This window comes from Streptomyces sp. NPDC050145 (genome assembly GCF_044460245.1).
Taxonomy (GTDB): Bacteria; Actinomycetota; Actinomycetes; order Streptomycetales; family Streptomycetaceae; genus Streptomyces.
Genome location: NZ_JBITJS010000020.1, coordinates 92231 through 119095, shown reverse-complemented (window position 1 = coordinate 119095; position 26865 = coordinate 92231). Strand labels below are relative to the sequence as shown.

29 protein-coding genes and 1 pseudogene are annotated in these 26865 nt (G+C 71.1%); 12 read left to right on the top strand and 18 right to left on the bottom strand.

From position 1 onward, the window contains the following. Positions 1-33 precede the first annotated feature (33 nt). The 3 genes from ACIBTU_RS32765 to ACIBTU_RS32755 all read left to right on the top strand — a co-directional run bounded on the left by ACIBTU_RS32765 (position 34) and on the right by ACIBTU_RS32755 (position 3153). Positions 34-735: an HAD family phosphatase gene (locus ACIBTU_RS32765; RefSeq protein WP_399130303.1), complete on the top strand. Its 702-nt coding sequence runs from the start codon at positions 34-36 to the stop codon at positions 733-735. Between the two features lie 156 nt (positions 736-891). Beyond that, positions 892-1587: an HAD family hydrolase gene (locus tag ACIBTU_RS32760; RefSeq protein ID WP_399130302.1), complete on the top strand. Its 696-nt coding sequence runs from the start codon at positions 892-894 to the stop codon at positions 1585-1587. Between the two features lie 36 nt (positions 1588-1623). Beyond that, on the top strand, positions 1624-3153 hold the full coding sequence (locus tag ACIBTU_RS32755) for an MFS transporter (RefSeq protein ID WP_399130301.1): 1530 nt from the start codon (positions 1624-1626) through the stop codon (positions 3151-3153). 73 nt (positions 3154-3226) lie between these two features. Here the strand turns inward: ACIBTU_RS32755 and ACIBTU_RS32750 are convergent, their stop codons facing one another. From ACIBTU_RS32750 to ACIBTU_RS32740, 3 genes are all read right to left on the bottom strand, one after another. Next, the gene (locus tag ACIBTU_RS32750; RefSeq protein WP_399130300.1) at positions 3227-4237 is read right to left on the bottom strand and encodes a ScbA/BarX family gamma-butyrolactone biosynthesis protein; all 1011 of its coding nucleotides are present in this window, start codon (positions 4235-4237) and stop codon (positions 3227-3229) included. 190 nt (positions 4238-4427) lie between these two features. Continuing rightward, entirely contained in the window at positions 4428-4904 is a 477-nt protein-coding gene (locus ACIBTU_RS32745; RefSeq protein WP_399130299.1) for a hypothetical protein, read from the bottom strand. 148 nt (positions 4905-5052) lie between these two features. Beyond that, positions 5053-5274 (bottom strand): hypothetical protein, encoded by a 222-nt coding sequence (locus ACIBTU_RS32740; RefSeq protein ID WP_223206499.1) that lies wholly within the window; start codon positions 5272-5274, stop codon positions 5053-5055. A gap of 232 nt (positions 5275-5506) precedes the next feature. On the opposite strand from ACIBTU_RS32740, the gene ACIBTU_RS32735 reads away from it, so the two are divergent. Next, complete coding sequence (locus ACIBTU_RS32735) at positions 5507-6262, top strand: alpha/beta hydrolase family protein (RefSeq protein ID WP_399130298.1); 756 nt, start codon at positions 5507-5509, stop codon at positions 6260-6262. A gap of 150 nt (positions 6263-6412) precedes the next feature. Here the strand turns inward: ACIBTU_RS32735 and ACIBTU_RS32730 are convergent, their stop codons facing one another. Then, complete coding sequence (locus ACIBTU_RS32730) at positions 6413-7171, bottom strand: hypothetical protein (RefSeq protein WP_399130297.1); 759 nt, start codon at positions 7169-7171, stop codon at positions 6413-6415. Between the two features lie 69 nt (positions 7172-7240). Between ACIBTU_RS32730 and ACIBTU_RS32725 the strand changes: the two genes are divergently transcribed. Beyond that, the gene (locus ACIBTU_RS32725; RefSeq protein ID WP_399130296.1) at positions 7241-8251 is read left to right on the top strand and encodes a LuxR C-terminal-related transcriptional regulator; all 1011 of its coding nucleotides are present in this window, start codon (positions 7241-7243) and stop codon (positions 8249-8251) included. Positions 8252-8299: 48 nt separating this feature from the next. On the opposite strand, the gene ACIBTU_RS32720 is transcribed toward ACIBTU_RS32725, so the two are convergent. Further along, a complete protein-coding gene (locus tag ACIBTU_RS32720) occupies positions 8300-9832 on the bottom strand; it encodes a class I tRNA ligase family protein (RefSeq protein WP_399130295.1) in 1533 nt (510 codons plus the stop codon). Positions 9833-10077: 245 nt separating this feature from the next. Between ACIBTU_RS32720 and arr the strand changes: the two genes are divergently transcribed. Together arr and ACIBTU_RS32710 are read left to right on the top strand one after the other, a co-directional pair. After that, on the top strand, positions 10078-10488 hold the full coding sequence (gene arr, locus ACIBTU_RS32715; protein ID WP_399130294.1) for an NAD(+)--rifampin ADP-ribosyltransferase: 411 nt from the start codon (positions 10078-10080) through the stop codon (positions 10486-10488). A 46-nt stretch (positions 10489-10534) separates the two neighbouring features. Continuing rightward, positions 10535-12646, top strand: coding sequence for a HEAT repeat domain-containing protein (locus ACIBTU_RS32710; protein WP_399130293.1), 2112 nt, complete (start codon positions 10535-10537; stop codon positions 12644-12646). A 1-nt stretch (position 12647) separates the two neighbouring features. Here ACIBTU_RS32710 and ACIBTU_RS32705 read toward each other — a convergent pair whose 3' ends face one another. Together ACIBTU_RS32705 and ACIBTU_RS32700 are read right to left on the bottom strand one after the other, a co-directional pair. After that, positions 12648-13025, bottom strand: coding sequence for a toxin Doc (locus ACIBTU_RS32705; RefSeq protein ID WP_399130292.1), 378 nt, complete (start codon positions 13023-13025; stop codon positions 12648-12650). Between the two features lie 3 nt (positions 13026-13028). Continuing rightward, positions 13029-13280, bottom strand: coding sequence for a hypothetical protein (locus ACIBTU_RS32700; protein WP_399130291.1), 252 nt, complete (start codon positions 13278-13280; stop codon positions 13029-13031). A 137-nt stretch (positions 13281-13417) separates the two neighbouring features. Between ACIBTU_RS32700 and ACIBTU_RS32695 the strand changes: the two genes are divergently transcribed. Next, entirely contained in the window at positions 13418-14011 is a 594-nt protein-coding gene (locus ACIBTU_RS32695; protein WP_399130290.1) for a VOC family protein, read from the top strand. 105 nt (positions 14012-14116) lie between these two features. Here ACIBTU_RS32695 and ACIBTU_RS32690 read toward each other — a convergent pair whose 3' ends face one another. Next, positions 14117-15460 (bottom strand): RNA-guided endonuclease InsQ/TnpB family protein, encoded by a 1344-nt coding sequence (locus tag ACIBTU_RS32690; protein ID WP_399130289.1) that lies wholly within the window; start codon positions 15458-15460, stop codon positions 14117-14119. 26 nt (positions 15461-15486) lie between these two features. Between ACIBTU_RS32690 and tnpA the strand changes: the two genes are divergently transcribed. Beyond that, a complete protein-coding gene (tnpA, locus tag ACIBTU_RS32685) occupies positions 15487-15918 on the top strand; it encodes an IS200/IS605 family transposase (RefSeq protein ID WP_399130288.1) in 432 nt (143 codons plus the stop codon). Positions 15919-15957: 39 nt separating this feature from the next. Here the strand turns inward: tnpA and ACIBTU_RS32680 are convergent. Next, positions 15958-16316, bottom strand: a pseudogene (locus ACIBTU_RS32680) (DUF4232 domain-containing protein). A gap of 10 nt (positions 16317-16326) precedes the next feature. Between ACIBTU_RS32680 and ACIBTU_RS32675 the strand changes: the two are divergent. Then, positions 16327-16545, top strand: coding sequence for a hypothetical protein (locus tag ACIBTU_RS32675; RefSeq protein WP_399130287.1), 219 nt, complete (start codon positions 16327-16329; stop codon positions 16543-16545). A 54-nt stretch (positions 16546-16599) separates the two neighbouring features. Here the strand turns inward: ACIBTU_RS32675 and ACIBTU_RS32670 are convergent, their stop codons facing one another. Continuing rightward, the gene (locus tag ACIBTU_RS32670) at positions 16600-18060 is read right to left on the bottom strand and encodes an MFS transporter (protein WP_399130286.1); all 1461 of its coding nucleotides are present in this window, start codon (positions 18058-18060) and stop codon (positions 16600-16602) included. A gap of 101 nt (positions 18061-18161) precedes the next feature. Between ACIBTU_RS32670 and ACIBTU_RS32665 the strand changes: the two genes are divergently transcribed. Further along, entirely contained in the window at positions 18162-18737 is a 576-nt protein-coding gene (locus tag ACIBTU_RS32665; RefSeq protein WP_399130285.1) for a TetR/AcrR family transcriptional regulator, read from the top strand. A gap of 69 nt (positions 18738-18806) precedes the next feature. Here ACIBTU_RS32665 and ACIBTU_RS32660 read toward each other — a convergent pair whose 3' ends face one another. The 5 genes from ACIBTU_RS32660 to ACIBTU_RS32640 all read right to left on the bottom strand — a co-directional run bounded on the left by ACIBTU_RS32660 (position 18807) and on the right by ACIBTU_RS32640 (position 23155). Next, complete coding sequence (locus ACIBTU_RS32660; protein WP_399130284.1) at positions 18807-19244, bottom strand: hypothetical protein; 438 nt, start codon at positions 19242-19244, stop codon at positions 18807-18809. 111 nt (positions 19245-19355) lie between these two features. Then, complete coding sequence (gene cysS / locus ACIBTU_RS32655) at positions 19356-20756, bottom strand: cysteine--tRNA ligase (RefSeq protein WP_399130283.1); 1401 nt, start codon at positions 20754-20756, stop codon at positions 19356-19358. A gap of 207 nt (positions 20757-20963) precedes the next feature. Next, on the bottom strand, positions 20964-21860 hold the full coding sequence (locus ACIBTU_RS32650) for an NmrA/HSCARG family protein (protein WP_399130282.1): 897 nt from the start codon (positions 21858-21860) through the stop codon (positions 20964-20966). Beyond that, positions 21857-22717 (bottom strand): NAD(P)H-binding protein, encoded by an 861-nt coding sequence (locus tag ACIBTU_RS32645; RefSeq protein WP_399130281.1) that lies wholly within the window; start codon positions 22715-22717, stop codon positions 21857-21859. The genes ACIBTU_RS32650 and ACIBTU_RS32645 overlap by 4 nt, the downstream gene beginning before the upstream one ends. Positions 22718-22720: 3 nt before the next feature. Then, a complete protein-coding gene (locus tag ACIBTU_RS32640) occupies positions 22721-23155 on the bottom strand; it encodes a SnoaL/DnrD family polyketide biosynthesis methyl ester cyclase (RefSeq protein WP_399130280.1) in 435 nt (144 codons plus the stop codon). A gap of 207 nt (positions 23156-23362) precedes the next feature. Between ACIBTU_RS32640 and ACIBTU_RS32635 the strand changes: the two genes are divergently transcribed. Next, the gene (locus ACIBTU_RS32635) at positions 23363-24235 is read left to right on the top strand and encodes a class I SAM-dependent methyltransferase (RefSeq protein ID WP_399130279.1); all 873 of its coding nucleotides are present in this window, start codon (positions 23363-23365) and stop codon (positions 24233-24235) included. An 89-nt stretch (positions 24236-24324) separates the two neighbouring features. On the opposite strand, the gene ACIBTU_RS32630 is transcribed toward ACIBTU_RS32635, so the two are convergent. From ACIBTU_RS32630 to ACIBTU_RS32620, 3 genes are all read right to left on the bottom strand, one after another. Next, positions 24325-25086, bottom strand: a complete 762-nt coding sequence (locus ACIBTU_RS32630) for an SDR family NAD(P)-dependent oxidoreductase (RefSeq protein WP_399130278.1) — start codon at positions 25084-25086, stop codon at positions 24325-24327. An 8-nt stretch (positions 25087-25094) separates the two neighbouring features. Next, positions 25095-26174: a serine hydrolase domain-containing protein gene (locus tag ACIBTU_RS32625; protein ID WP_399130277.1), complete on the bottom strand. Its 1080-nt coding sequence runs from the start codon at positions 26172-26174 to the stop codon at positions 25095-25097. A gap of 123 nt (positions 26175-26297) precedes the next feature. Beyond that, positions 26298-26819 carry a nuclear transport factor 2 family protein gene (locus ACIBTU_RS32620; RefSeq protein ID WP_399130276.1) on the bottom strand — a complete coding sequence of 174 codons (522 nt, stop codon included), beginning with the start codon at positions 26817-26819 and terminating at the stop codon, positions 26298-26300. Between the last annotated feature and the right edge of the window lie 46 nt (positions 26820-26865).

Sequence of the window (26865 nt, the reverse complement as noted above, 5' to 3'; positions counted from 1 at the left end):
CTCGCTCCACTCGCAATCCGGCAAGGAACTCTCATGGCAGACAAGCTCAAGCAGCTCCAGTTGGCCGCCGTCAACATCGACGGCGTCCTCCTCAACGACACCTTCAGCCCGGTCATCCACAACTTCATCGTCAGCCGTGGCGGCGAGTACACCGCTGACGTCGAGCGCAGCATCTTCTCCCAGCCGCAGCTGGTCGGCGGCCAGGGCATGGCCAACGCGGCCCGCGTGCCGTGGACGGCGCAGGAGGCCATCGACGTCTACTTCAAGGAGCGCGAGGAGTACACCCGCGAGCACCCGGTCGAACTCCTCGACGGCGCCCTGGACCTGCTGCGCCGACTGCGCGCGCTCGGTCTGAGGACCGTCAGCTACGGCGGCCTCGACAAGTCCCATTTCGACACCTACTTCGGCGAGCACCAGGACCTGTTCGACGGGCCAGGCTACGTCTGCACCAACGACTTCCGCCCCGGTCTTCGGGAGATCACCACCGAGGTGTTCGGCCTGGACTTCGACCAGGTGCTGTTCATCGACGACGTGGCGCGGGTCGCCGAGGTCGCGAGGGCCCTGGACATCCCGTTCATCGGCCACCCCAGCTCCTTCGAGCACAGCTTCCAGCCTCAGCTGATGCGGGAGACGGGCGCCCGGCACATCGTCGACTCCCTGCACGGCATCGACGAGAACCTGCTGCGCACGCTCGACGCCGAGGCCGCGGCCCACAGCGTCTGGCGCGCCGCCTGAGTCCAGCGGCACACGACGGCCGGCCGGGGCCCGCGCGCCCCCGCCGGCCGGCGCCGCCCCCCCCCCCGGCCGGCCCCCCCCCCCCCCCCCCCCCCCCCCCCCTCGCCTCCCCACCCACTCCCACCCGCCCGCCCCGCCCGCGGAAGGAAGCTCCGTATGTCAGCCACCGACGAAGCACCGCACACCGTTCTGCTGGACTTCGACGGCGTGCTCAGCATGAACGCCTCCGGCCTGCTGCTCCAGGCACTGCACGAAGGCATCAACCGCCACACCGAGCTGCCGCTCGAGGCCACGACCCTGCAGTTCAAGGCCATCAGCACCTTCCCCCAGCAGCAGAGCCTGCGGGTGCTGTTCGCCGGACTCGGCATCGAGCGACACCTGCGCGAGGAGATCGAGACGCTGCGCTCCAGTCTCACGGTGCGGGGCACGCGCATGGCACTGGGACAGGGCGTGGAGGCGTTCTGCGCCGACCAGCGCGCCCGCGGTGTCCGACTGCGCGTCTTCTCGACGATGGACACCGCCACCGCACGCCGTTCCCTGCTCGATGACCTGTTCGAGCCGCAGGACTACGTGCCGCTCGGCCATGCCTCGAAGGCGGACCCGGACACGTACACGGCCCTGCTGACCTCGGAGCTCGAGCCCCGGCCCGAACGGTGGATGCTCGTCGACGACTCCCCGCTGGCCCTGCGCGCAGCCAAGATCGCCGGACTCCGCACGGTGCTGATGCGCGGTGACGTGTTCACCGACGGCGACGTCGCGCCCTTCTCCTCCTACATCGACGAACAAGTGCGGTCCTTCACGGAATTGGGCGCGCTGCTCGATGCCGCGGCCGAGCCGCTGCCCGCCACCTGACCATCGCCCCGGCCCCCCTGGAGGGACACCACCGACATGCCCCAGTCCTCCGCCGTCGCCGACGGCACCCGAACCCCCCTCGCCGCGTCCGGGCCGGTGGCGAGTCCGACCCGCGTCCTCGTAGCGGTCGCGCTCGCCGCGGTCATGCTGCCGATCTCCGTGACCGGCCCGGGTGTCGCCCTCGCCGACATGTCGGGGGCACTGCACGCCTCGGCCGCCTCCACACAGTGGGTGCTCAACGCCTACAACGTGGCGTTCACCGCGCTCATGCTCGCCGCCGGATCCGCCGCCGACCTCTTCGGCCGCCGCCGGCTCTTCCGACTCGGCACGACCGTCTTCGCCCTCGCCTCGCTGGTCGCGGGAACCGCACCCACCATCTGGCTGGTCGATGTGGCCCGCTTCGTGCAGGGCATGGGCGCCGCCGCCGTGCTCACCAGCGGATCCACACTGCTGGCACACTGCTTCACCGGCGCGGCTCGCGCCCGGGCCTTCGGTATCTTCGGTGCCGCGATCGGATTCGGCCTGGCCATGGGCCCGTTCATCTCAGGACTGCTGGTGGGCGCCGCCTCCTGGCACGCCGTCTTCCTGGTCAACGTCGTCCTCGGCGCCGTCGTCCTCCTCCTGGGCCGCACCCTGCCCGAGTCCCGCAGCGCCGAGGCCCGCCGCATCGACAAGCCCGGCGTCCTGACCTTCACGCTCGCCCTGATGCTGCTCGCGCTCGGCTTCGTCCAGGGCCCCGCGCAGGGCTGGACGAGTCCGGCGACCCTCGGTTCGTTCGCGGGCGCGGCGCTCTTCCTCGCGGCCTTCGCCTTCGTCGAACTGCGCAGCGACGAGCCGATGTTCGACCTGAGCCTGCTGCGCAGCCCCACCTTCGTCGCCATCATCTGGCAGCCCGTCAGCATCGTCTTCGCGTTCGCCGCCCTGCTGGTCTATCTGCCGCCGTACTTCCAGGGCGTGGGCGGCGCCGGCTCCACCGCCTCCGGCGCGATGCTGCTCCCGCTCACGCTCCCGGTGTTCCTCCTGCCCCTGTTCTCCGGCGCGCTGGTCAAGCGGGTCTCGGTACGCATGCTGCTCGCCGTGGGCCCGGCCGTGCTGGCGCTCGCGCTGCTCCTGATGACGCTCACCGACCCGGTGGGTCACCGCACGGGCATGTACGGGGCCCTGCTCCTGGCCGGTATCGGCATCGGCCTCGCCTTCGGCGTGATGGACAACGCGGCGGTCAGCGTGGTGGCACCCGAGCGGGCGGGCATGGCGTCCGGCATGTTCAACACCCTGCGCGTGGCCGGTGAGACCATCGGCGTCGCCTGCGTCGCCGGGCTGCTGCTCACCTCCGCCCAGGGCCGGCTCACCGAACACCGCGGTCTCGCGGACGACGTGGTCCAGGGCCGTCTCGACTCCGTGCGCGCGGCGGGCGGCGAGGCACTGGTTCACCAGGCGGCCGCGGGCCTGGAGCACGGCTGGAAGGTGGTGTACGTGGTCCTGGCGTGCGTGGCGCTCGCCGGAGCTGTCGCCATCTTCACGCTGGTCCGCGACCGGGACCTCGACCCGGCACGCCACGACGCCTGACCGGCGTGACGCACGTGCGAGCCAGGGCCCGGTTCCCTCCTTGGGGAACCGGGCCCTGGCGTCGCCGCGCTGCTCAGTTCTGCCGTCGTACGGCGGTGAATTCCGCGTCGGCCACCGAGCGGCCCTGCTGTTCGAACGCGACGCGCACCCGCACGCCCCCGCGGCCCGGCTCCTCGCCCCGGCGCGCGATCACGCTCAGCGGCGTGTCCAGTTCCGCGTAGAGGCGGAAGGCGGCGGACAGTCCCCGCACGATCCATTCGGCCGCGGGCGCCCCGCCGTGCTCCGCGGCGGTCAGCAGAGCGGCCTGGCGCCCCGCCTCCATCAGCACCATGCCCGGCACGTGGTCCTGTGCGTGGTCGAACAGACTGGGGTGCCCCCCGGCCACGCGCAGCCGGGCCCGCATGCCGTCCTCGGTGACGGCGGGCCCGTCCAGGACGACGTTCTCCACCTGCTCGCGTCCGACCCGGACCGGCGCCGCGAGGCGGGGGCCTGCCACCTCCCGGTGGTCGTCCGAGGAAGGCAACGGCCCCTCACCCTTGCGTCCACGCAGCATGGCGTACACAGGATCGGCGACATACTTGACCCGCATCGTCACTGTGCCCAGCTCCGTACCGGCGAGCGAAAGGCGCATCCGGTACCCGGCCCCGCGCAGCCGGTCGCCGGTCCACTGCACGTCCTGCATGTGCGCCTCGATGACCAACTCGGCAGGGCCCGGCGGGAGTTCGAGACCGAGCAGCCCGGGCAGCTCCATGGCCCAGGCCTCCAGAACGAACTTCGTGCCCAGCGGGGCACCGAAGTGCGCGTGCACGGCGTGCGTCTCGGCCTGCCGACAGCATTCGAGCAGCAGAAGCGGATCGACGGCCTGCGCGGTGGTGTGGTCGGTGAAATAGACATGGGACGGCGGAAGTTGGGCTGCCGCGACGAAGCTCGTGTCGTCGATCTTCCTGCTGTCCGTGAGGAACACCTCGGACAACGCCCTGCGGTGCACCAGTTCCCGTGCCACCGTCCGTCCGAACTCGAGGGACGCGACCGCGCTCCCGACCCCGGCCGACTCCTGGACCACGCTCATCTTCTGCCTTTCCACGAAGCTACGAGACGTTCGCCCTCACGCTGCCAACACGTGCTCACGCCCGACTCATCACCTCGTCACGCGCGCCGGCGCGTCCTGTGGAACACCCTGCGCGGCCCTGCGCGGGCCCGCCGCCGGAGATCCGGGAGTGCTCCGGCGGCAAGACACGCGGACAGTGCCGGGCCGCCGGCACTCGTGGCTTCTCCTAGAACCCGACGGGGCGCGCGAAGACGCTGTACGCCCAGAGGGCGACGACACCGCCCACGCTGAGCAGCACCACCCAGGAGGCCAGGGACATCCGCCGGCCCTTCGGCCTGCGGGCGGGCTTGGGCTTGCGTCCCTGACGCGGCGCCTGGTTCCCGCGGCCGCGTGGCGCCGCGGCCGGAGCCGTGTCGATGGCGGTCTCGGCCAGCAGCCGGCGGCAGATCCCGGCGAGCTCCGCCGTCCCGGCCGTGAGGTCGGCCACCGCCTCCAGGCGGGCCGGGGCGGTGGTGCCGCCGTCGAGGATCCGACCGGCACGGATCAGCGCCTGATCCCTTCGGCCGGTCGGCGCCATGCTGATCCAGCGCCCCACATGCTCCCCCCGGATCACCACACCGCCACCGCGCTCGCGGTAGACGGTGTGCTCCCTCCACAGAACGCCGGCCAATTCGTCGGCGGTCTCTCTCAGTTGCGCCTGCATGACCCTCCCCTGTCATGTCCCTGCCTTCGGAACAGACGCCAGACTCTAGCCGCCGCCGGAACCGGTCCATGATCGAGCCCCGGCGGTCGACTCACCGGGCGCCGTCGGGGTCACAGGCCGCGCGGGCCAGGGGATGGGCGCAGGGGGCCTAAAGCGTTGTCATCTTGGAATACGGGCTCAGGATCCGCCTCTGCTCCGAACCGAAGTCCACGAGCGCCGCGACACCCTCTTCCATGGCCACCACCCGGCCGAGCCCGTACACGTCATGGGTGACCTGGTCCCCTACGGCGAAGTGCTTGAGGGCCGGTGCGACCGGGGCCTTGAAGGGGCTGGTGGGCAGGTGACGCTTGGGTACCGAGGGTTTAGTCATGGCTCAGTATGCGCCCAAACGGAGCCCCCTCCTGCCGCCCCCGTCGACCCCGGACACAAAAGGCCAGGTCACAGCGCCTTACGTGAGCAGCCGATGCCTGTCGACCTGTCGAAATCGGCCGTCGGTGCGTGGGATGCTGCTCGTCGGCTCGCGACGGCGCCGTCCGGCGTCCGCTCCTGGCCCGTCCCCTGATCAGTTTCTGCCTAGGTGAGCACCACGTATGAGAGAAAAAGTGAGATTCCCCAGTGTCGTCGGCCCCGAGCTGGCCGGGGTGATCGATCTGCCGGAGGGCGAGGTCCGGGGGTGGGGGCTCTTCGCGCACGGGTTCACTCTCGGCAAGGACTCGCCGGCCGCCTCACGTGTGTGCAAGCAGCTGGCCCGCGAAGGCATCGGCATGCTGCGCTTCGACAACCTGGGCATCGGCGACTCCGACGGTGACTGGGGCGACGGGTCCTTCACGGTCAAGGTGCAGGACACGGTGCGTGCCGCGGCCTTCATGGCCGAACGCGGGACGCCCGTGGATCTGCTGGTGGGGCACTCGTGGGGTGGCGCCGCTGCCATCGCGGCCGCCGGGGAGGTGCCCGGTCTGCGCGCTCTGGCGACGATCGCCGCGCCCGTCGACCCCAGTCACGTCGAGCGGCAGTACGACTCGGTCCTGGACCGCGTGCTCAGTGACGGCTCGCACGGGTGGTTCGTCGGCGGGCGGACGCTCGTCCTCAAGCGCGCCTTCGTCGAGGACGTCCGCAAGGCGCACCTGCGTGACCGGATCGGCGAGCTGAACCTCCCGTTCCTCGTCGCGCACTCCCCCACGGACTCCACCGTCGGTATCGACAACGCCGCGGAGATCTTCCAGGAGGCCCGGCACCCGCGCAGCTTCATCTCCCTCGAAGGCGCCGACCACCTGCTGACCGCGCGCGGGCAGGCACAGCGGGCCGCGCACATCATCAGCGCCTGGGCCGACCAGTACCTCGACGAGGCTCGCCCCTGAGCGGCGGCTGAGGCCCGGGCCGGGCAGGCTCCACCGCTCGTCGAGCCTGCCCGGCCGGTAGGCGTTACCTTGAAGTGAAGGGCTCGGTGCCGCATCCCCCGTCGGCGCCGGGCCCTTCATTCTTTGCTCCTGCCTCGTGAGGGGCTGCGGCTACCTACTGGCGGCCGGCGCCCTGTCCGCCGTAGCGCTCGGCGACCGGCTCACGCTCCGGGCCCCGATCGCGGCCATCAGGAGCAGCGTCCCGCCGATGCCCGGCACGAGTGCCGTGAAGCTGATCGGCTGGGTGGATGTCGACGCGCCGACGAGGTCGTCGGGGTCGCGCACGATCTCGTAGCGGTCACCGGGACGGGTGTCACGGCCGCACTGATCGCTGTCCCGGAGCCAGAGGGCGCGCCCCTGTGTCGTCTCGGCCTTGCACTGGTAGTCCACACCGCCGGTCCGTGGTTCGTCCTCCTGCTTCACCTCGGTGACGGTGGCCCGTACGTGCTCCCCGCGCCAGTCGAGGACCGCGCTGCGGAAGCCGTTCGGGACCATGAGGAGCAGCAGCACCCAGAGCAGTGCCAGCCCCAGCATGCGCTTCTCCGAGGGCATGCCGAGGGTCAGCAGGAGCATCAGAGACACCATGACGAGCGCGGCGTAGCCGACCATGGAGGCTTGGGGCGCGTTGTGCAGGAGGGCGGCCAGGACGCCGGCGGCCGTGACCATGGCGCCTCCGGCCAGCGCCAGGAGCGCCCCGGTGAGTCGTGGCCGGGGCGGGGTCCAGGAGCCTCGTCGGGTCAGAATCCTTTCCAGGCGCCGCCCCCGTGCCGTGGCCTGCCGCTTCGTCCTCGACTTCGTCACTCCTGCCGCCCCCTCGCTCGCGCCCTTCAACTCGCGTACCCGGCAGGGGTGTTCGGCACGCTTGATCATCCCGTCGCCTCTCCCCATACCCCCACTGGGTAGGGTCGTGCTCGCGATCACTGAGGACGAGGGGGCACGGTGACCACGGAGTTCGACGCGCTCGACGGCGAGACGACCATGGCGCTCTACCGCGAGCTGCGGGGGCGGGGGCGGAGCGCGGAAGGTTTCCGGGAGGCGGCCGAGGCGGCCGGGTTGGCGGAGTCGGAGGCGAAGGCGCATCAGGAGGAGCTGGTGCGGTTGGGCCTGATCGACGGCGCGGGCGGGGACGCTGTCGTGCTGGTGCGGCCGGAGGTGGCGTTGCGCCGGCTGCTGGCCAGGGAGCGGCAGGCGATGCTGGCGAGGGAGCGGGAGGCGGCGTCGGCGTACTCCGCCCTCGGGGAGCTCGCGGAGCGGTATCTCCGCGACGGGGAGTCCGGCGGGCGGGGGTCACCGGTCGAGATCGAGGTGATCACCGGGCGGCCGGGCATCGACCAGATCCTGCTGGAGATAGCCGAGTCGGGTCAGAGCGACGAGTCGTCCATGCACCCGGTGGCGTTCCAGCAGAAGCATCTGGACGAGTCTTTGGAGCGGGACCGGATCTCGCTGGACCGAGGGGTCCGGCGGCGGAGCCTCTACAGCCGTCGGCTGCTCGGACTTCCTTATCTCGTCGAGCACTTCGACGACCAGGTGCGGATCGGGGTCGAGGTGCGTACCGCGCCCGCGGTCCCGCTCACCATGATGATCATGGATGCGCGGCTCGCCCTGCTTCCGCTGGACCTCGACCGGCCCCGCGACGGTCTGATCGTCGCCCGCGGTTCGGCCCTGGTCCGCTCGTACGCGGCGCTTTTCGAGTACTGCTGGATGACGGCGACCCCGTACACCGGTGCGGTCGCCGCACCGGATCCGCACGGGGCGGATGCCCTCACCGAGCAGCAGGTCCTCGCGCTGCGAATGCTGGCCGGCGGTGCGAAGGACGAGCGGATCGCGCGGGCGCTCGGGGTGTCGCTGCGGACGGTGAGCCGGCTGCTGTCGGAGCTGATGCAGCAGCTGGGGGCGTCGAGCCGGTTCGAGGCGGGCGTGCGGGCCGCCCGCCTCGGACTGCTCGACTGATCACTGATCAGAGCGCCGCCCACCTCGAGCTGCTCTACTGAGCGCGGTTCAGAGCCCGAACAGCGGGCCCGTCGGAGGTTCCAGGCGGGTGCCCGGGGGCGGCGGGCACAGGGCCGCGGCGTCGATCGGCCGTGGCACCGGCACGCCGAGCGCCGTCGCCAGCCGGGCCGCGCCGTGCGGCATCACCGGCCACGACCATACCGACAGGGCGCCGGCCACCGCGAGGTGAGCGGCGAGCGCGGGTGCCTCCCAGGTGTTGGCCCGGCCGAACTCCACCGCCTCGACGACGACTTCGTCGAGCAGCGTCACCGCCTGCGCGGCCGCGAAATGCTCCGGGCCCAGGGCGGCGCGCAGTTCGGGCGCGATCCGCCGCAGCCGCTGCGTGAGCTCCGCCCACCCGACGCCGCCCGGTGTCGCATCGGGTACCAGCCCGCCGTGTTCGTCGCGCGCTGCCGCGAACACGCTCCCCAGCCAGCCGTTCCACCGCCCGACGAGGTGCCGCCGCCCCTGCGCCAGCTCCCGCTGCCGATGCTCCACGGGGGCGCCGTCGGGCCGTCTGAGCAGCACGTGCCGTCGCAGGGCGTCCGAGCCGACCGCCGTCAGCGCGTCCAGCGCCCACAGCGGCGCGGCCGTGACGTACGGGTCGTTGATGTGGAACCGCGCGGGCTGCGGGAGGCCGGCGACGCGCAGCAGCGCCGGGACGAGGGCCAGGTGGACGGCGGTGTCGCGGCGGCGCAGGAAGTGCACGGCCTCGTACGGGCCGTCCTCGGCAACGGTCTCGGCCGCCACCAGGTGGGCCAGTGCCGCCGCGAACTGCGGGTCCACGCGCTGCCCGGCGAAGCCTTGCACCGGCACGGCCGGGCCGCGGCTGCCGGGAGACGTCGCGGGCAGAGCGTGCGTCCACGACGCACGGAGCACCTCGTGGTGGGGCTCCAGGGGGAAGAACAGGCGGCGCAGCTCGCGGGGACGAGCGGGGCCGCCGCACCGTGCGCAGTGCGGATCGATCAGCTCCTCGGCGTCGTTGGGGCGCAGACAGGCCTCGCAGGGGCCGGCCCCGCACGGCGCGCCGCATCCCGGGCACTCCCCGACGACGAGCCGCCCCACGCTCCACCGCTCGCAGGACGCGCAGTACGGGTGCCGTCCCTCCCGGGCGGTGAGCAGGCCGGCCGCGTACAGCCGCCGGAACCAGGCCGCCACCCCGGCCCGATGACCCACGTCGTGGCCGACGCGCACCACGCCGTCGAGGGTGATCTGCGCGTGCGCCCAGTCGGCGGCGATGCTCTCGCCGAAGGACTCCGCGACTTCCGCGGGCTCGCGGCCGGAGCGCAGGGCCCGTGCGAGGACACCCGGGTGGTACTCGTCGATGGCGGACGTGAACACCACGGGTTCCCCGTCGGCGCGCATCCGCCGGGCCAGCGCGTCGGCGGCGACGTACGGGCCGGCGAGCTCGCCGATGTCCAGCTCGCCGTCCGCGGCGGCCGCGGCGGCGACCACCCACGTCGTGGGCGTCGGGGTGAGGGAGAAACGGGGGCGGGGGCGGGTGGGCCCCGCGACGGGGGCGGCGGTGACAACCGCGGTCACGACACGACTCCTTGCTACGCGGACAACCGGTGGGTGTCTCCCCCGGACGGGCCCTCCGGAGGAGACGGGGGAACGCTCCGCCTGTCCCCCACCCTGCGCCGGATCCGGTCCGGAACGCGAGTGATCACCGTTGCGTGCCCGCGCCATGGCGTGGATGCGCCAGGCCTCGGACCGCCGTCACGGATCTGGAGGGTGCTGCTTCCCTCCCCGGGTCCTCGGCCGTCCGACGGAGGTACCCTGCGGCGGTGAGCGAAGCGTTGGACGAGGGGCCGTTCTTCCACGGTACGAAGGCCGATCTGCGGGTCGGGGACCAGCTCACCGCTGGTTTCCGTTCCAACTACCGGCCGGAAGTCGTGATGAACCACATCTACTTCACTGCCCTGCGTGACGGCGCGGGGCTGGCCGCCGAACTCGCCGCGGGCGACGGGGACCCGCGCGTGTATCTCGTCGAGCCGACCGGGGAGTTCGAGAACGACCCGAACGTCACCGACAAGAAGTTCCCCGGTAACCCCACCCGCTCCTATCGAAGCCGGGACCCGCTCCAGGTCGTCGGCGAGGTCACCGACTGGACCCGGCTGACACCCGAGGCGCTCCAGATGTGGCGGGACCGGCTGGCGGCCATCCGTGTGGATGCCCGCGCGGAGATCATCAACTGAGGGGTGCCACTCCTGGTTGTCAGTGCCGTTCGGCATAGTGCCGCGCATGATCAACGATCTGGACGGCGTCGACTGGGCGTCGATGAGCCACGCGTACGGACCCGCTGTCGAGGTGCCCGACTGGCTGCGGGCGATGGTTTCCCCCGATCCCGAGGTCCGGGAGAAGGCGTTCAGCGACTTCTCCGGCGCCGCCCACCACCAGGGGGACGTGTACGACTGCACGACGCGCAGCCTGCCGTTCCTGCTGGAGATGGCCGAGGATCCCGCCACGCCGGATCGCGGCGCCGTCCTGGAGCTGGTCCTCAGCATCGGCCGGGAGGCCTGCGACCAGGGAGAGGACGAGTGGCTGATCATCGACGCCGACGGAGAGGAAGTGGCGTCGACGGCGGGGCGCGACGGCATCACGCTCCTGCGCGAGCACATCGCCACCCTCGCCTCCTACGCCTCGGACCCTGATCCGCGGATCCGGCGGGCCGGTGTCGAAGCGATCGGTCTGTTCATGGACGATGCCGACCGGGCGGTGCGGCTCCTGCGGGAGCGGTTGTCCGCCGAGACCGCAAGCGTCGAGCGGCTGCTCGTCATCCGTACGGCGGCCGACCTGGCCCTGCGACTGCCGGCCGCGCACGCCGGCGTCATCGCGTGGCTCGGCGGTCTGGCCGAGGCGAGTGCGACCGATCCGGACATCCGTCTCGCCGCGCTCGTGCACCGGGCCCGATGTGCCCCCTCTGATCTCGATGCGGCGGTCGGCACGGCGGCACGGCTGCTGGGCCGGATCGCCGGCGCCGCGGAGTCCGGGCGTGCGGCCCCGGCAGCGTGCGCGTGCGCCGCCGATGGTGCGGCCGAGGAGAGGGACGGGGAGGCGGACGGGGTCCCGCCGCAGATCACCGCGGCGTTCGCCGACATGGAACGGCACAACCGGCTGCACGCGCCGACCACCACGCTGTTGCGCACCTTCCACCAGGTCCTCGACGAACGCCTGGCCGCGCGCAAGGAGTTGCTCACCGCGCAGCTCACCAGCGCGCATCCCGCCATCCGCCACGACGCGATCCGTATGGCCCGGGACCTGATCACGGCCCGGCGCGGCGATCACAGCCCGCTCGTCCTGCTGCTGGCCGGGTGTCTGCTGCCCGATGACTGCTACACCTCCGCCGCCGCGGGCGAGAGTCTGGGGGCTCTGGCCGTCGTCGCGGAGCCTGCCCGCGAAGCGCTGGCCGCGTACGTCGCAGCCCTCGTCACCGCCCACGGCCCCGACGTGTGGGCCACGCCCAAGTCCCTGCTGCGCCGCGCCTACCAGGAGGCCGTCATGGCGCTGGCACATCTGGGCGACGTGCGGGCCCTTCCGGCCCTGCTGGTGGGTCTGGACAGCGGCATCGACACCTGGCGTGCCGTGCAAGTGGCCGGTCAACTCCGTTCGGCAGCAGATGAGTTGACGCCGCGACTGTCGCGGCTTCTGGCCGAGGCCGATCTCACCGATCAGGGGGCCGACATGAGCGTCAGGGCCCTGATATCGGCCCTGTCCCACCTGGGCGATCCCCGCGCCGTGCCCGTCCTCGTAGACGCCGTCACCACCGCCGTCGAGCACGGTCAGGGGCGTACCGCCGCCAGTGCTCTCAAGGCCCTCGCCTCCTTCGGGCCCCAGGCCGCTGCCGCTCTGCCCGTGATCCGGCCGCTCGCAGACGCGGCCGATGTGAAGGTCCGCGCCGCCGCCACGGCCGCCGTGTGGGACCTCGAGGGCGATCCCGCCCACGCCGTGCCCCGGCTTCAGGCGCTGCTGGACACTCCGTGCCGACACGAGGCGGCCTACGTCCTGGGACGGATCGGACCGCCTGCGTACGCCGCACTGCCGCAACTGCGGGAGATGACAGCGGCCTCGTACGAATGGACGCGGGTGCACGGCGCCGCGGCGCTGTGGGACATCGCGGGCGACGCCGAAGTCGACCTTGTCCTACGGACGTTGCTCGCGGCATGGGAGGTCAATGACGCGACCTCGAACCATGTCCTGGACTGCCTCGACCGGATGGGTCCGGCCGCCGCACCGGCTCTGCCTCGCATCGAGGCCGAACTCGCGCTGTCCCGCCGCAGCGGTCGCTTCGCCGGGCTGTCCGACGACGAGGACCTCCAGCGTGTCTGCCGGGCGGTGCTGGCCCGCCTCGCCTGAGTTACAGGCGCCAGGTGCGGATGCGGTCGGCGGCGGTGAAGACGTCGGTCTTGCCGGTGAGGATCTCGGCGGCCAGGTCGACGAGTTCGCCGTAGGGGGCGTCGATGCCTTCGCCGCTCGCGTGCATGTAGGCGATCGTCACCGCGCAGGCGAAGCGGACGTTGTGCGCGGGCAGCGGCTTGAGGAGCAGGAAGGTATGGAGCAGGGCGGCGGCGCGCCAGGAGGCGTCGGAGTCGGTGCCGACGCGGGGCGGGTCGACGCGGTGGCGGGCGACGGCGGCCATGAGGGCGGAGAAGTCGCTGACGGTGGGGTGCTCGGGCATGGCGGTCTCCTGCTGTTGCAGGAGCCACCGCATGTCGACGTGGAGGACGGGCGGCATGGGTCAGGCGGCCCGTCCTGTGGTCCGGCCGGCCGGTCCGTCGTCGAGGCCCGCGGCCCTGATGGCGTCGGCGAGGGCCGGGTCGTGGAAGGTGCGGGCGAAGATCTCGGCGCCTTCCTTCAGGGCCCGGTGGCGGGCGATCTGGTCGGCGGTCGAGGCGCGTACCAGGGCTTTGAGGGTGACCCCCTGTTCGCGTGCCAGTTCGCGGAGCTCGTCGAGCTCTTCTTCGCTGAATTCCACATTCAAGGCGGGCATGGCTTCAGGGTAGCCGCCGGGTACCTGATCATCAATCGTTGCAGGTCAGAGTGTGTTATGTGAGGTACCTGGGGACAGCGGGGGCGGCAGCGGTCATGATCGGGGGAAGGCGGGTTCGACGGCTGAGGGGGAACGGGATGCTGACCGGGATCGTGATCGACGCTGTTGATGTCGTGGGGATGGAGCGTTTCTGGACGGGTGCGACGCAGGGGCGGACGGATGGTCTGCGGCTGCGGTTCGTGCCGGTCGATGAGCCGAAGGCGGCGTACAAGAACCGGCTCCACCTCGACCTGGCCGGTGGGCCGGACTGGAAGGCCGAGGTGGAGCGGCTGCTCGCGCTGGGGGCGTCACGGGTCGACATCGGCCAGGGGGATGTCCCGTGGGACGTGCTGGCCGATCCGGAGGGCAACGAGTTCTGTGTGCTGCGTCCGGGGCACCCCGGTGTGCTCGCGGATTCCGGTCTGGTCGCGATCTGCCTCGATGTCACCGAGGAGGAGCGGGAGGCTCAGTCGGTCTTCTGGCAGACGCAGGCCGGCTGGCAGGCGGTCGAGTCGTACGAGTGGGGCGTCCGCTTGCGCCGGACACCCACGAGCACGGTCTCATTGGTGATGGGGCCGCCTGCCGCGCCGAAGGTCGTGCGGAACAGGATGCGGCTGGAGGTCAGCCGCCTCGATCGGGAGCCCGGCGAGTTCCTGGATGCTGGCGGGAACGAGTTCCAGGTCGCGCGCTGACGCCTGGCCTATGGGGCGCGTGGAGGGCTTGTCCGTTCCTACTCGGTCGTGTGCGTGGGTTGAAGCTCTCCCCTCCCTTCGCAAGCTCAGGAAGGGGATTCCCGTCTACCTTGCGGCGACAGGCTTGACGGTTTTACCCGCCCTGCGACCGCGCCTTCCGGCGGCCGGGACCTCCACGATGACGTGGCCGATCCGGTACAGGTGCAAGATGTTCCGGGCCGCGTTCCAGTCGGCGTTCGCCGTCCAGCCGCAGTCAGGGTTCTTGCAGGCGAACAGTTCCTGGCTCTCCCGGCTGCCGGGGGTGGTGAATCCGCAGGCGGAGCACCGCTGGGAGGTGTGCGGGGCGGGGACCTTGACGAGCCGGCCGCCGTGGCGGGCGGTCTTGTACGTCAGCATCGTCACGGTCCGCCCCCACGCCTCTTGGACGATGGAGCGGTTGAGTCCGGCCTTCGCCCTGGCCCCGTTGCGCAGGAACGCGCCCTGCTGCTCAGAGTCGGGCTTGGGGGCGGGGCTCTTGGTCATGCCGAGGATGTCGAGTTGTTCGACCACCAGCACGCCGTACGTGCGGGCGAGATAGGTGGTGGTCTTGTGCTGCCAGTCCAGGGCTCGTCGCGTGGCTTTTGCTCGGAGCTGCTTGATCTGGTCGTAGGTGTGCTGCAACCGCCTGGAGGTCTTCTCCCCGCGCTTGCAGAACGTCTTGCGGTGCGCGGCCTGCCGTTCCAACTCGAGGAGCTTGGCCTTCTCCTTCTCGGTCAGCCACTTGTCCCGGTCGGCGGTGCCGTCCGCAAGTCGAGGTGGGCGCCCGTGGTCCTGGTGATCCTTGTTGGACAGGGCCAGGGGGATGTTCACCCCTGCGTCGATGCCGGCCTCCGCCCCCAGGTGGGGCTTGGGGGCGCGTTCGAGGGTCTGGACGCGGAAGGCGATGTGCCAGCCGAGGGCGTCTTTGACCAGGCGGGCGCCGGTGATCCGGTTCTCGTTGTTCGCCCGCTTGCCGACCGGGAGGTCTTTGGTCCAGCGGAAGCGGACCCGGCCGACCTTGGGGATGCTGACCATGCCCCAGCGACGGTGGACCCGGACGATGTTCAGGTCCCGGCCCTGCGGAATGTCTACGGACATCGGCGAGCGGAAGCGGCCCTTGTAGCCGGGCTCGCCGGCCCGTCTTTCCCAGCAGTTCACCCACGCCCGGTGGTACGTCTTCAAGACGGCCTGCGCGGCCTGTGCGGGAAGGACGGCGAGGTGATCGAGATCCTCGCGGGCCTGCCGTATCGCAGCGTCCGCGTCTGCCAGGGTGCGTTTGTCCTTGGGCATCATCTGCCACCAGGAGTGGAGGCAGTTCCACATGGTGCGGGCCGCGTGCGCCTGGTCATCGATGACGCGGATCTCGGCGGGGCTCAGTGCCAGTCGGGCGCGGTGCCCGAACTGCCTCTTCACCAGGCCGAGTTCGCTCATGACCCTCACGCTACTACAGTTGGTTCATGTCACCACGCTGGAATCCGAATCCTGATGTACGCAGCGGTCGCCACGTCGTTTACAACCTGCATGTGCATTTGGTGTTCGTCACCAAGTACCGGCGCGAGGCGTTCACGGACGAGATGCTGACGCGCTGCGAAGAGATCATGCGGGAGGTGTGCGCGGACTTCGAGGCCGACCTCAAGCAGTTCAACGGCGAACAGGACCACGTCCACCTGCTTGTTCACTACCCGCCGAAGGTCCAGCTCTCCAAACTGGTCAACTCCCTCAAGGGCGTCTCCGCCCGCCTGCTCCGCAAGGAGTACGACGCACACGTGCGCCGGTACCTGTGGGGCGGACGCTTCTGGTCCGGCTCGTATTTCGCCGGAAGTTGCGGCGGGGCGCCTCTGACCGTTGTGCAGCAGTACATCGAGCGGCAGAAACGCCCCGCGGGATGAGCTGAACAGTGCAGACCCATGCTTCAGTGTGGGTCGCACCTATTTTGAGATGGCCTTCACCATCCGGCCTGAAGGCCGGAGCACTGGCCAAGAACAAAGGTAGACCTCGACATCGGTGCAGGTGCCCTTGATGTCCCCGGCGTTCGCGGGCCAGTTCAGGGTGACCGTGTGGGTCTCGTTCGGGGGTGTGACGAAGATATGGGTGGGGGACGCGAGGCTGTTGCCGGTCTTGTCGATGGTGTAGGCGAGGTTGAAGACGGCGGCGTCGCCGGGCTTCAGGACGGTGACGCGGGGCTGGGGCTTGCCGCGGGCAAGGGGCTGGTGGTGTGGTCGGCGTCCTTGATGTCGACGCCGGCGAAGCCGGTGGCGGAGCAGGTGGTCGAACCGCGGTTGACCATGGTGATGTCGATGCGGCTCTCAGTCTGGTCGGGGTCGGCGGAGTCCGTCTTTCCGTTGCTCGCCTGGGCGCCGCCCGTGAAGGCCGCGTCGTCCGCCAGCTTGGCATCGTCGTTCGAGGAGGCGTGTGAGGAGGAGTGTCCGGAGGAGGACGAGCCCTTCCTGGAGGAGGAGCCGGTGCCGGATCCGTCGCTGTTGCAGGCGGTGAGCGAGAGGGGGCGGCGACGGTGAGGGCGGCCAGTGCGGTGACGCGGGTGTGCTCCACGGTGTTTCCCCCGTCTGGCGTCAGGGAGTGGGGACGGTTTCCGGTTCGGTGGTGGTGGCGGTGTGCTGCGGGGTCGCGGGGGCGGCCTGCGTGGACTTGGATTTGGCCAGCCAGAGGCCGGTGAAGACGGCGGTGGTCAGGGTGACGGCACCGGCTGCGAGGAAGGCGCTGTCGAGGCCGGCTTCGAAGGAGGCGCCGCTGGACTGGCGGGTGCGGACGACGGCTCCGAGGAGGGCGACGCCGAGGACCGCGCCGATCTGGCGGGTGGTGCTGCTGATGCCGGAGGCGAGGCCGCCTTCCTGCGGGCTGACGGCCTGGACGGCGGCTCCGGTCAGCGGGGAGAGGGTGAGGGCGAAGCCGGTGCCGACGATGGCGAGGCGCCACCACACGTTGGCATAGGGGGTGTCGGCGTGGACCGTGCCGAGTGCGAGGAGTCCGAGTCCGGCGAGGGCCATGCCGACGGTGACGACGACGCGGAAGCCGTAGCGGGCGGCGAGTCGGCCGGCGTAGGGGCTGACGACGACCATGGCGAGGGAGACCGGGAGGGTCTGGAGGCCGGCGCGCAGGATCGAGCTGCCCTGGACGTGGACGAAGAACTGGGAGAAGAAGAACGACGAGCCCATGAGCGCGAAGCCGACCACGACCATGGCCGTGTTGGAGACGGTGAACAGGCGCTGGCGGAACAGGCGCAGCGGCAGCATGGGGTGGGGGCGGCGTGCTTCGACGGCGATGAAGGCGGCGAGGAGGACTGCGGCGGCGGCGAAGCTGCTGAGGATGAGTGGTGAGGTCCAGCCGCGGGCGCCGCCTTCGATGAGGGCGTAGGTGAGGACGCCGACGCCGAGGACGGAGAGCACGGTTCCGGGGACGTCGATGGCGGGGGCGTGCGGGTTGCGGCTCTCTTGGAGGGTGCGCAGGCCCATCAGGAGCAGGATCGCGCCGATGGGGAGGTTGACCAGGAAGATGGCGGGCCAGCCGAAGGCCTCGGTGAGGACGCCGCCGGCGACGGGGCCCGCGGCGAGGCCGATGCCGCTGAGTCCGGCCCACAGGCCGATCGCCTTCATGCGTTCCTGCGGTACGGGGTGGGCGGCGGCGAGCAGGGAGAGCGAGGCGGGGCTGAGGGCGGCGGCTCCGATGCCCTGGAGGACGCGTCCGGCGATGAGCCAGCCGAGCGTGGGGGCGAGGGCGCAGAGCAGGGACGCGGCGGTGAAGACCACGACGCCGGCGAGGTAGACGCGTTTGCGGCCGAACCGGTCGGCGAAGACGCCGCCGGAGAGCAGCAGCATGGCGACGAGCAGGACGTAGGCGTCGACGATCCATTGCAGGCCGGTCAGTCGGGTGTCCAGGCGGTGCTGCATGTCGGGCAGCGCGGCTCCGACGATCGTGTTGTCGAGCAGGACCATGAACTGGCCCAGGCAGGTCACGGTCAGGAGTACGGCTCGGTGGGGGCCGTTGCCTGTGGTCGCAGGTGTTGCGGCAGCCATGTGGGGTCCTCTCACCCTTTAACGCAGTCAGCGACTGCGTTAGGCGACCATAAGGGGAGCCGTTCCATAAACGCAAGTCCTGACTGCGTTAAGGTGGCGGCATGAACGAAGGACAGCGGGCCCGCAGGCCCGGCGGGCGCAGCGCACGTGTCGGCGCGCAGGTGCACCAGGCCGTCACCGAACTCATCAGCGAGCGCGGCTACGGCAACTTCACCGTCGGCGAGGTCGCGGCCCGCGCGGGCGTGGCCGACAGCAGCGTCTACCGGCGGTGGGGCAGCCTGGAGGCCCTGCTCAGCGACGTGGCGCTGACCCGTCTCAACGCGCAGTCGCCGATGCCCGACACCGGGAGCCTGGACGGCGATCTGCGGACCTACGCGGCCGCCGTGGCGCGCGAGATCACCGGACCCGACGGACTGGCGGTGGTGCGCCTGGCCGTCGCCCTGTCGAGCGACGGGCCGCAGGGACTGAAGGCCGGCGACGACCTCTTCGCCGAACGCATGGGGCAGTTGCAGTCGATGCTCGATCGCGCCGGTGACCGTGGCGAGCAGGTCCTCGACGCACTCGACGTGCTGGACCACGTCCTGGCGCCCATGTACATCCGGGTCCTGTTCGGCATGGAGCTCACACCGGAGTACGTCGACGGGCTGGTGGACCGGCTGCACCGGCCCGGCTCCTGACACACCGGCCGACGACACCGACCCAGCTCCTGACGCGCCGGCCGGCGGCACGGCGCACGCTCCTCCCCGTCATTCCGGCCGGGCCGGCCGTTGCGGTGCGAGGTACGCGCGCAGGGCGACCGGTTCCTGGAAGGTGCCCAGGGCCACGTCGACACCGTCGGTGAGGAAACGTTTCTTGCGGGGGGCTCGGCGAGCTGGTTCGGCGACGGGGCCCTCGCGGTCGCCGTCCCGGGTCCGGCCCATGCTCTGCATGGCCTCGGTGAACGGGCGGAGCAGGTCGAGGTTGCCCGGTTCGACCGGGCCGCCCGCGGCCCCGGCGGCCACCGTCTCCGTCCGGACAATGCCGGTGAGGCGTTGCTCGAACTCTCCTTTGAGGCGTTCGAGCGTGTCGAGCAGGCCGGACAGCGTGGCGCTCTGCGGGCTCGCCGGCGTGCCCGGTCCACCGCAGGCGCAGGGTGGCCGGAGTTCGGCGGCGGTATCGAAAATCAAATGGTCATCCATGTGCACGACCTCTCAACGAGCGCAACGGCCTCATGGAACGCTGCAACCCGCACAACTCACCCGGCGCGACGGAAGGTTCGGGCGCGGACAGCCGTCACCGACCGTCTCGCCCGGTCCTCAGCGGGTGCCGAGGGTCCAGCGGGGTCCGTTCGGGCTGTCCTCGATGACGAGCCCGGACTGGCCGAGCTGGTCCCGGATCGCGTCCGCGGTCGCCCAGTCCTTACGAGCCCGCGCCGACTCCCGCTGATCCAGCACCAGCCGTACGAGGGTGTCGACGACGCCGTGCAGATCCTCGCTCCGCTCACCCTCACCGGCCCAGTGCGCGTCCAGCGGGTCCAGGCCCAGGACGCCGAGCATGGCCCGCACCTCCGCCAGGCGGGCGACGGCGGCTTCCTTGTCGTCGGCGGCCAGCGCACTGTTGCCCTGACGCACCGCCGTATGCACGACCGCCAGCGCCCCGGGCACGCCCAGGTCGTCGTCCATCGCCTCGGCGAACGCCGGCGGCACCTCGTCCGCCGGAGCCACCGTCCCGCCCGCCAGCTCGGTCACCCGCTGGACGAAGCCCTCGATCCGCGCGAACGCGGACTCCGCCTCGCGCAGGGCCTCCTCGCTGTACTCGATCGTCGACCGGTAGTGCGGAGTGCCCAGGTAGTAGCGCAGCACGATCGGCCGCCAGTGCTTGACCATCTCACCGACGAGCACGCTGTTGCCCAGCGACTTCGACATCTTCTCGCCCGACATGGTGACCCACGAGTTGTGGACCCAGTACTTGGCGAACTCGTCGCCGAAGGCCTTGGCCTGCGCGATCTCGTTCTCGTGGTGCGGGAAGATCAGGTCGATGCCGCCGCCGTGGATGTCGAACGCGGAGCCCAGGTACTTGTGGGCCATCGCCGAGCACTCCAGGTGCCAGCCCGGACGGCCACGGCCCCACGGCGTCTCCCAGTCCGGCTCACCCGGCTTGGTCGCCTTCCACATCGCGAAGTCGCGGGGGTCACGCTTGCCGGAGATGCCGTCCTCGGCGGGCTGACGCATCTCGTCCAGGTCCTGGTTCGACAGCTCCAGATAACCGGGGAAGGACCGCACGTCGAAGTAGACGCTGCCGTCGGCCTCGTAGGCGTGACCGCGCTCGATCAGCCCCCGCATCATCTCGATCATCTCCGGCACATGGCCGGTGGCGCGGGGCTCGTAGGTGGGCGGCAGGCAGCCGAGCGCGTCATAGGCGTCGTTGAACGCCCGCTCGTTCTCGTAGCCGATCGACCACCACGGCCGGTTCTGCTCCGCCGCCTTCTGGATGATCTTGTCGTCGATGTCCGTCACGTTCCGCACGAACGTCACGTCGTAGCCGCGGTACGTGAACCAGCGGCGCATGATGTCGAAATTCAGGCCCGAGCGGATGTGCCCGATATGGGGTGCGGCCTGCACGGTAGCGCCACACAGGTAGATCGAGACACAGCCCGGAATGAGCGGGGTGAAATCGCGGATCTGCCGGGCGCTGGTGTCGTACAGACGGATGGACATGGCGTCGTCCCTTCGGGCGGGCAGGTGCGACACAGTGCGACACACACGACCGCTGCGGCCGCACGCACCGTTCTAGCAGGCCGCGCCGCGCGGGATCGTCCGCTTCTGGCTTGACGCGACAGCGCCGGGGTGCTTGCGCCGCCCGCCCCGGCCGTCCACCAGGCGCGGCCTCTCGTGGCTGTGTCTGGTGGGCGGCCGGGGTCCCGGTCACGCGGACAGGTCGAGGTCCTTCAGGAACGCCGCGAAGGACTTCAGCCCCGGGTGCGCTGTGCGCAGCGTGGGGATGTCGGCCTGGTAGCCGTGGTCCTGGAACCACTCGAACATGAGGGCGATCTCGGGTGCGTTGGGGATGTACGGGTTCGACGCGACCATGTCCAGGGGGAGTTCCTGGAAGCGGGCCGGTGTGCCCGTGCGGGCGGCGAAGGCCTCGGCGATCTCGGCGGCGGTGAGTTCGTCGCCGGCGATCTCCAGCTTCCGCCCGAGGTACTCCTGCGGCCGGTCGAAGGCCTCGGCGGCGAACCAGCCGATGTCCTCGACCGCGATGTACTGCACGCGGGTGTCCGGCTTCAGGGCCAGCGCCACGACGCGGGTGCCGTCGACGACCTCCGGGAGATGGTCGGCGAAGTTGTCCATGAAGAACGTCGGGCGCAGGACGGTGTGGGGGACGCCCAACTCGTCGAGGTAGCGCTCGATGTGCCGCTTGGAGTCGAAGTGCGGTACGCCGCTGTGGCGGTCGGCGCCGCCCACCGAGCTGTAGACGACGTGCGCGACGCCGGTGTCCCGGGCGGCGCGGGCGACCGCGCGGCCCTGGCGGACCTCGCCGCCGAGGCCGGCCTTCGTCATGAAGTTCTGCACGCTGAAGACGCCGTGCACGCCGTTCATCGCGGCGCGCAGCGACGCCTCGTCGTCCAGGTCGCCCCGGACCAGCGTCGCGCCGAGGGCGGCCAGTTCGCGGGCCGCCGGAGCGTCGGGCGTGCGGACGAGGGCGTGGACGGCGCGGCCCCGGGACAGCAGGGCGCGGGCCGTGGCGCCGCCCTGGGCGCCGGTGGCGCCGATGACGAGGACCGGTCCGTCGCTCTGCACGATGCTGCCTGTCTCACTCATGCCGACTCCTGCGCTGCTTCGCCGAACAGGGACGCGTTCGCCGCGGCCCACGCGCGGTAGGGGCGGGGCTCGCGGCCGGTCAGGTCGCGCACCGCCGGGCTCACCTTCGACCACGGCACGTCGGGGCTGTGCAGGGCGGCCACATTGGTCTGCGCGGCCGGGCGGTCGCCGGTGATCCCGGTGAACACGTCGACGACCTCCTCCTGCGGGGCCACCGAGAACTCCAGGTCGCGGCCCAGGACGTCGCCCAGGATCCGTGCCTGTTCCTCGGAGGTGAGGACCTCGGGGCCGGTGAGCAGGTACGACCTGCCCTCGTGTCCCTCGCCGGTCAGCGTCACGACGGCCGCCGAGGCGATGTCGTACTCGTCGATCGGCGCTCCGGGGTTGTTGCCGATCCAGTCGCGGACGCGGTTCTCCTCGCGGACCGTCCTGATCCACCAGGAGGTGTTCGCGTGGAAGGGGCCCGGGCGCAGGAACGTGCAGCCGGCGCCGGACGCCTCCAGGGCCTCCTCGGCGGCGCGGTGCTCGTCCGCGATGCCGTGCGGCAGCGGATGCTCGACACCGCCCGAGGAGAGGAGGACCAGCCGGGGCAGTCCGGCGGCCTTCGCGGCGGCCGCGAAGGTGGCGGCCTCCCCCGCCACGTCGCCGGACAGGATCACCAGGGCGGCTTCGACGTCCTTGAGCGCGACGGCCAGCGCGTCCGCGTCGCCGGGGCTGCCGGCCACCACTTCGACGGCCTCCGGCAGGTTCGCCTCGGCGGGCTTCCTGCTCAGGGCCCGTACGTCCTTGCCGAGCGCCACGAGCTGCTCGACGGCCTCGCGACCGACCTTGCCGGTCGCTCCGGTCACCAGGATCATGGCTCAGTCCCTCCAGCCCTCGGGCCGGGGCCACGGCGAGCCCAGCTGACGGTAGGTGCCCTGGTAGTCCGGCCAGTCGCGGTGGTCGCGGATCTTGCCGTCGACGAAGCGGATCAGGTGGATCTGCTCGCCGGAGAACTCGCGCCCGGTGGCCGGCATGCCGACGAGGTCGCCGACGTGGGTCCCGTACAGGACGAGGTTCGCGCGCACCCACTCGCCGTTCTCCTCGAGCGACACCTCGACGAGGCGGGCCTGCTCGGAGAACGTCATCCGCAGCCACTTGACCGCCATCGCGAAGGAGTCGGGACCGCGCAGGTCCATGTGCTCCATGGTGGCCGGGTTGAGGTACTCGGGGTGGATGTACTCGGCTACGTCGTCCGTCTTTCCGGTGTTGTACGCGTCTATCATCCGGCGCACAGCGTCGAACTGGCTGCTCATGGGCTTCCTTCCACGGCTTCTTCCCACGGTCCGTCGGGCATCGGTTCGCATCTTCCAGGGCCCGAGCGGCCGGGGGAAGGAACGTCCAACGGGCCCCGACCGGACGTCAGTCGGTCCTCCAGCGGCCCTGCAGCGGCGCTGGGGCAGGGCCTCCCACGATGGGTTCGGACAGTCGTCCGTGAAGCCCCGCAGAACCCGGGAGACGTAGTGACCACCGAGACCGCGACCGCGACGTACAAGACGAAAGTCACCGCTGCCTTCAACGGGGCCGCGGCGACCTACGACCGGCTGGACGTCGAGTTCTTCACCCCGATGGGCAGCCGGCTCGTCGAACGGGCACAGCCGGGGCCCGGCGAGCGGGTGCTCGACGTCGGCTGCGGGCTCGGTGCCACGCTGCTGCCCGCCGCCCGGCTGGTCGGCGAGGAGGGCAGCGCGCTCGGCATCGACATCGCCGCCGCCATGATCGAGGAGGCCGGCAAGGAGGCGGAGCGCCAGGGCATCACCAATGTCGAGGTCCGCGTCATGGACGGCGAGTACCCGGACCTGCCGGCGCGCTCCTTCGACCTCGTGCTCGGCAGCTACAGCGTCATCTTCCTGCCCGACGCCCGTGCCGCGCTGGCCCGTTACGCGGACCTGCTGGCCGACGGGGGCCGGATCGGCTTCACCAGCCCCGTGTTCACCAAGGACACCTTCCCGTTCCTGCCGCCGCTGTTCACCGACCTCATCCCGATGTCGCTGCTCGAGCACCTCCCCGAGGCCTGGCACCCGGAGAACCTGCACCGGCAGCTGCACTCCTGGCTGGAGGACCCCGCGGACCTGACGGCGGCCCTGGAGAAGGCGGGCTTCACCGACGTCGAGATCCACGACGAGCCGGTCGTCCAGACGGCGCCGTCCGGCGAGGCCTGGGTCACCTGGTCGCACACGCAGGGCATGCGCCTGCTGTGGCAGCACCTGCCCGAGGCAGAGGCCGCCGCGCTGCGCGAGCGGATCATCACCGCCCTGGACGCGCTGCGCGGCGAGGACGGCCGGGTCCGCTTCGAGGTCCCGGTCCGCTACGTGACCGCGCGCGTGGCCCGCTGAGCCCCCTCGCCAGGCGCGTGCGAAGGGGCGGGGCCACCGGATCGAATCCGGTGGCCCCGCCCTTCGTGGTTCGTCGCCGGGGAAGGCGCTCAGGTGACCGAGAGCGCCCCGTCGACCGCGAGGACGGTGCCGTTGGCGTACGCCGCCTCGGGGCGGGTCAGCTGCACGATCCACCAGGCGATGTCCTCGGGCCGGCCGACCCGGCCCGAGGGGATGCGCTCGGCCATCTGCGCGAGGAACCCGTCGTAGGCCTCCTGCGGCATCCCGGCCCGTACGCCGACACCCGTGTCCACCACACCGGGCGCGACGCCCACCGAGCGGATGCCGCGCGGCGCGAGCTCGACGGCCCAGGTGCGGGTCAGGAAGTCCATGGCGACCTTCGCCATGCCGTACACGGAGTTGTCGGGCCAGGCGCGCAGGCCGAGCGAGCCGGCCGAGCTCACGTTGACGACGACGCCGCCGGTGGCCTCGAGCGCGTCCAGCGCCCGCTGCGTCAGGAAGACGGGGGCCAGCAGGTTCGTGCCGAGATGGGCTCCGACCGTGTCCCGGTCCAGGCCCTCGAGGCCCGTGAAGCCGGTGACGGCGGCGTTGTTCACCAGCACGTCGAGCCGGCCGAACTCCCGCAGCGCGCTCTCCACGACCCGTTCGGGAGCCCCGGCGTCGGAGATGTCCGCGGCCAGCACCCGGATCCGGTCCTGGTACCCGTCCGCGGTCTCCTTCAGCGTGGCCTCGCTGCGGCCGACGACGAGGACGTGCGCGCCGTCCTCGGCGAAGGCGCGGGCGGTGGCGGCGCCGATCCCGGTGCCGCCGCCGGTGACGACGACCGCCTTGCGCACCTCACTGTTCGTCATGGCGTCCTCTAGAAGCACAGAGCGGTGTTGACACCGCGGATGACGGCCTGCTCGGCGTCGTGGCCGAAGTCCTTGTCGCCGATGGTGAACGACAGCTGCACGCGCGCGTGCAGGTCACGGGTGGTCGCCGCGAGCGTGGCGTAGCCGGGGATGCCCGCGCCGTGGCCCCACAGGTCGAGGTCCTTGTCGTTCTGCAGCTTCATGATGCCCAGGCCGTAGCCGATGCCCATGGGGAGGTTCTCGATCATCTCCGGCGGCAGGGCCGTGGTCATCTCCGCCAGCTGCGCCTCGTCCAGGAGCTTACCGTCGAACAGGCCGGAGAAGAAGGTGTCGAGGTCCTTGGTGGTGGAGATGATCTCGCCCGCGCAGCCGGCCTCGGACGGGTTCATCAGCGTGACGTCGACGGGCTTGCCGCCGATGTCCATGTAGCCGCGGGCGTGCGGCTCCGGGATGTTCGGGTCGTCGCCGGGCAGCACCGTCTCGTCGAGGTCGAGCGGGCGCAGGACGCGCTCGGTGATCTCTTCGCGGTAGGAGCGGCCGGTGACCTTGTCGATGAGCAGGCCGATGATGAAGTAGTTCGTGTTGCAGTACATGAACTTCGTGCCCGGCTCGAACTCCAGCGGCTTGGCGGCCGCGATGGCGATGAGGTCCTGGGGCTCGTAGTGCTTGTAGCGGTCGCGCAGGAAGCGGTCGCCCGGCTTCTGGAACGAGTCCATGTAGTTGTACAGGCCGCTGGTGTGCTGCATCAGGTTGCGGATGGTGATCTTCTCGCCGTACTCCGGCAGCAGCCCCGGCAGGTAGCTCTCCACCGTGCGGTCGAGGTCGATCTTGCCCTCGGCGACCAGCTGGAGCACCACGACCGCGACGAACGGCTTGGTGATGCAGGAGATGCGGAAGCGGCCGTCCTCGGGGACCGGCCGGTCCGTGCCCAGCTCGGCGATGCCGGAGGTCACGACGAAGGACTCCTCGCCCCGCGCGACACGGAACTGGACGCCGGCGGCGCCGAGTTCCACGAGCCGGTCCGCGGCGCCCTGCACGGCCGTCTGAAGGGCCGAGGTCTCCGGCCGGGCGATCGTCGTCTGGGTCATGTCGGAAAAACCCCCATGGGTCCAAGGCGTGGTGGTGCGGGTACGGGCAGCGTCCCCGCGGCCGGTAGCGGCACGGCCGGGGGGCGGTGGAGCGGAGATGGAGGCCGGCCGGGCCGGCGCGCGTCAGGCCAGGTCGTCGCGGGTGACGAGGCGGGCGCGGACCTGGAGTCGCCCGTCGGCGTCGCGTACGAGGATGTCCTCGCAGACACACATGCGGTGCAGGCGCGAGGGCTCGCCGAGCGTGGTCGCGTAGACGGCGACGTAGGAGCGCACCTGCACCGTGGCGTCCTGCTGCGGGCGCACGTCGAGCATGCTGACGACGTGGCGGTGCTGCTCCTTCGCCTCGACGAGCTGCGCGTTGTTGCGGCGGGTGGAGGAGACGAGGTCGGCGCGGCCGCGGACCGGCTCGGGCAGGATCGGCAGGGCGAAGGTGGCGTCCTCGGTGAACGACTCGCCCCACTCCTCGATGCGGTGCAGGTCGAGGAGCTGCATCTGGCGGGTGTAGAACTGCTGCACTTCGGCGTGCAGGACCGCGGACTCGACGGCGGGCAGCCGTACGGCGGTCGTGAGGTCGGCCAGGATGGACACGGACTTCTCCGCTTCGTCGGTGGTCAGCGCGTGGCTGCTGCGCGTCACTGTGAGCACCGCGCATCGAGCCTTCTTCGAGAAACCCTCGACCCGGGTGCCCTCG

What these genes read in the sequence shown, in the direction of transcription:
- ACIBTU_RS32695 (WP_399130290.1), top strand. Translation starts at nt 13,418, where the DNA reads ATGCTGACCGGGATCGTGATCGACGCTGTTGATGTCGTGGGGATGGAG.
- ACIBTU_RS32645 (WP_399130281.1), bottom strand. Translation starts at nt 22,717, where the DNA reads ATGATCCTGGTGACCGGAGCGACCGGCAAGGTCGGTCGCGAGGCCGTC.
- ACIBTU_RS32700 (WP_399130291.1), bottom strand. Translation starts at nt 13,280, where the DNA reads ATGCCCGCCTTGAATGTGGAATTCAGCGAAGAAGAGCTCGACGAGCTC.
- ACIBTU_RS32760 (WP_399130302.1), top strand. Translation starts at nt 892, where the DNA reads ATGTCAGCCACCGACGAAGCACCGCACACCGTTCTGCTGGACTTCGAC.
- tnpA (WP_399130288.1), top strand. Translation starts at nt 15,487, where the DNA reads ATGTCACCACGCTGGAATCCGAATCCTGATGTACGCAGCGGTCGCCAC.
- ACIBTU_RS32765 (WP_399130303.1), top strand. Translation starts at nt 34, where the DNA reads ATGGCAGACAAGCTCAAGCAGCTCCAGTTGGCCGCCGTCAACATCGAC.
- ACIBTU_RS32640 (WP_399130280.1), bottom strand. Translation starts at nt 23,155, where the DNA reads ATGAGCAGCCAGTTCGACGCTGTGCGCCGGATGATAGACGCGTACAAC.
- ACIBTU_RS32650 (WP_399130282.1), bottom strand. Translation starts at nt 21,860, where the DNA reads ATGAGTGAGACAGGCAGCATCGTGCAGAGCGACGGACCGGTCCTCGTC.
- cysS (WP_399130283.1), bottom strand. Translation starts at nt 20,756, where the DNA reads ATGTCCATCCGTCTGTACGACACCAGCGCCCGGCAGATCCGCGATTTC.
- ACIBTU_RS32710 (WP_399130293.1), top strand. Translation starts at nt 10,535, where the DNA reads ATGATCAACGATCTGGACGGCGTCGACTGGGCGTCGATGAGCCACGCG.
- ACIBTU_RS32625 (WP_399130277.1), bottom strand. Translation starts at nt 26,174, where the DNA reads ATGACCCAGACGACGATCGCCCGGCCGGAGACCTCGGCCCTTCAGACG.
- ACIBTU_RS32675 (WP_399130287.1), top strand. Translation starts at nt 16,327, where the DNA reads ATGCGGCTCTCAGTCTGGTCGGGGTCGGCGGAGTCCGTCTTTCCGTTG.
- ACIBTU_RS32730 (WP_399130297.1), bottom strand. Translation starts at nt 7,171, where the DNA reads ATGATCAAGCGTGCCGAACACCCCTGCCGGGTACGCGAGTTGAAGGGC.
- ACIBTU_RS32665 (WP_399130285.1), top strand. Translation starts at nt 18,162, where the DNA reads ATGAACGAAGGACAGCGGGCCCGCAGGCCCGGCGGGCGCAGCGCACGT.
- ACIBTU_RS32670 (WP_399130286.1), bottom strand. Translation starts at nt 18,060, where the DNA reads ATGGCTGCCGCAACACCTGCGACCACAGGCAACGGCCCCCACCGAGCC.
- ACIBTU_RS32705 (WP_399130292.1), bottom strand. Translation starts at nt 13,025, where the DNA reads ATGCCGCCCGTCCTCCACGTCGACATGCGGTGGCTCCTGCAACAGCAG.
- ACIBTU_RS32745 (WP_399130299.1), bottom strand. Translation starts at nt 4,904, where the DNA reads ATGCAGGCGCAACTGAGAGAGACCGCCGACGAATTGGCCGGCGTTCTG.
- ACIBTU_RS32690 (WP_399130289.1), bottom strand. Translation starts at nt 15,460, where the DNA reads ATGAGCGAACTCGGCCTGGTGAAGAGGCAGTTCGGGCACCGCGCCCGA.
- ACIBTU_RS32755 (WP_399130301.1), top strand. Translation starts at nt 1,624, where the DNA reads ATGCCCCAGTCCTCCGCCGTCGCCGACGGCACCCGAACCCCCCTCGCC.
- ACIBTU_RS32740 (WP_223206499.1), bottom strand. Translation starts at nt 5,274, where the DNA reads ATGACTAAACCCTCGGTACCCAAGCGTCACCTGCCCACCAGCCCCTTC.
- ACIBTU_RS32630 (WP_399130278.1), bottom strand. Translation starts at nt 25,086, where the DNA reads ATGACGAACAGTGAGGTGCGCAAGGCGGTCGTCGTCACCGGCGGCGGC.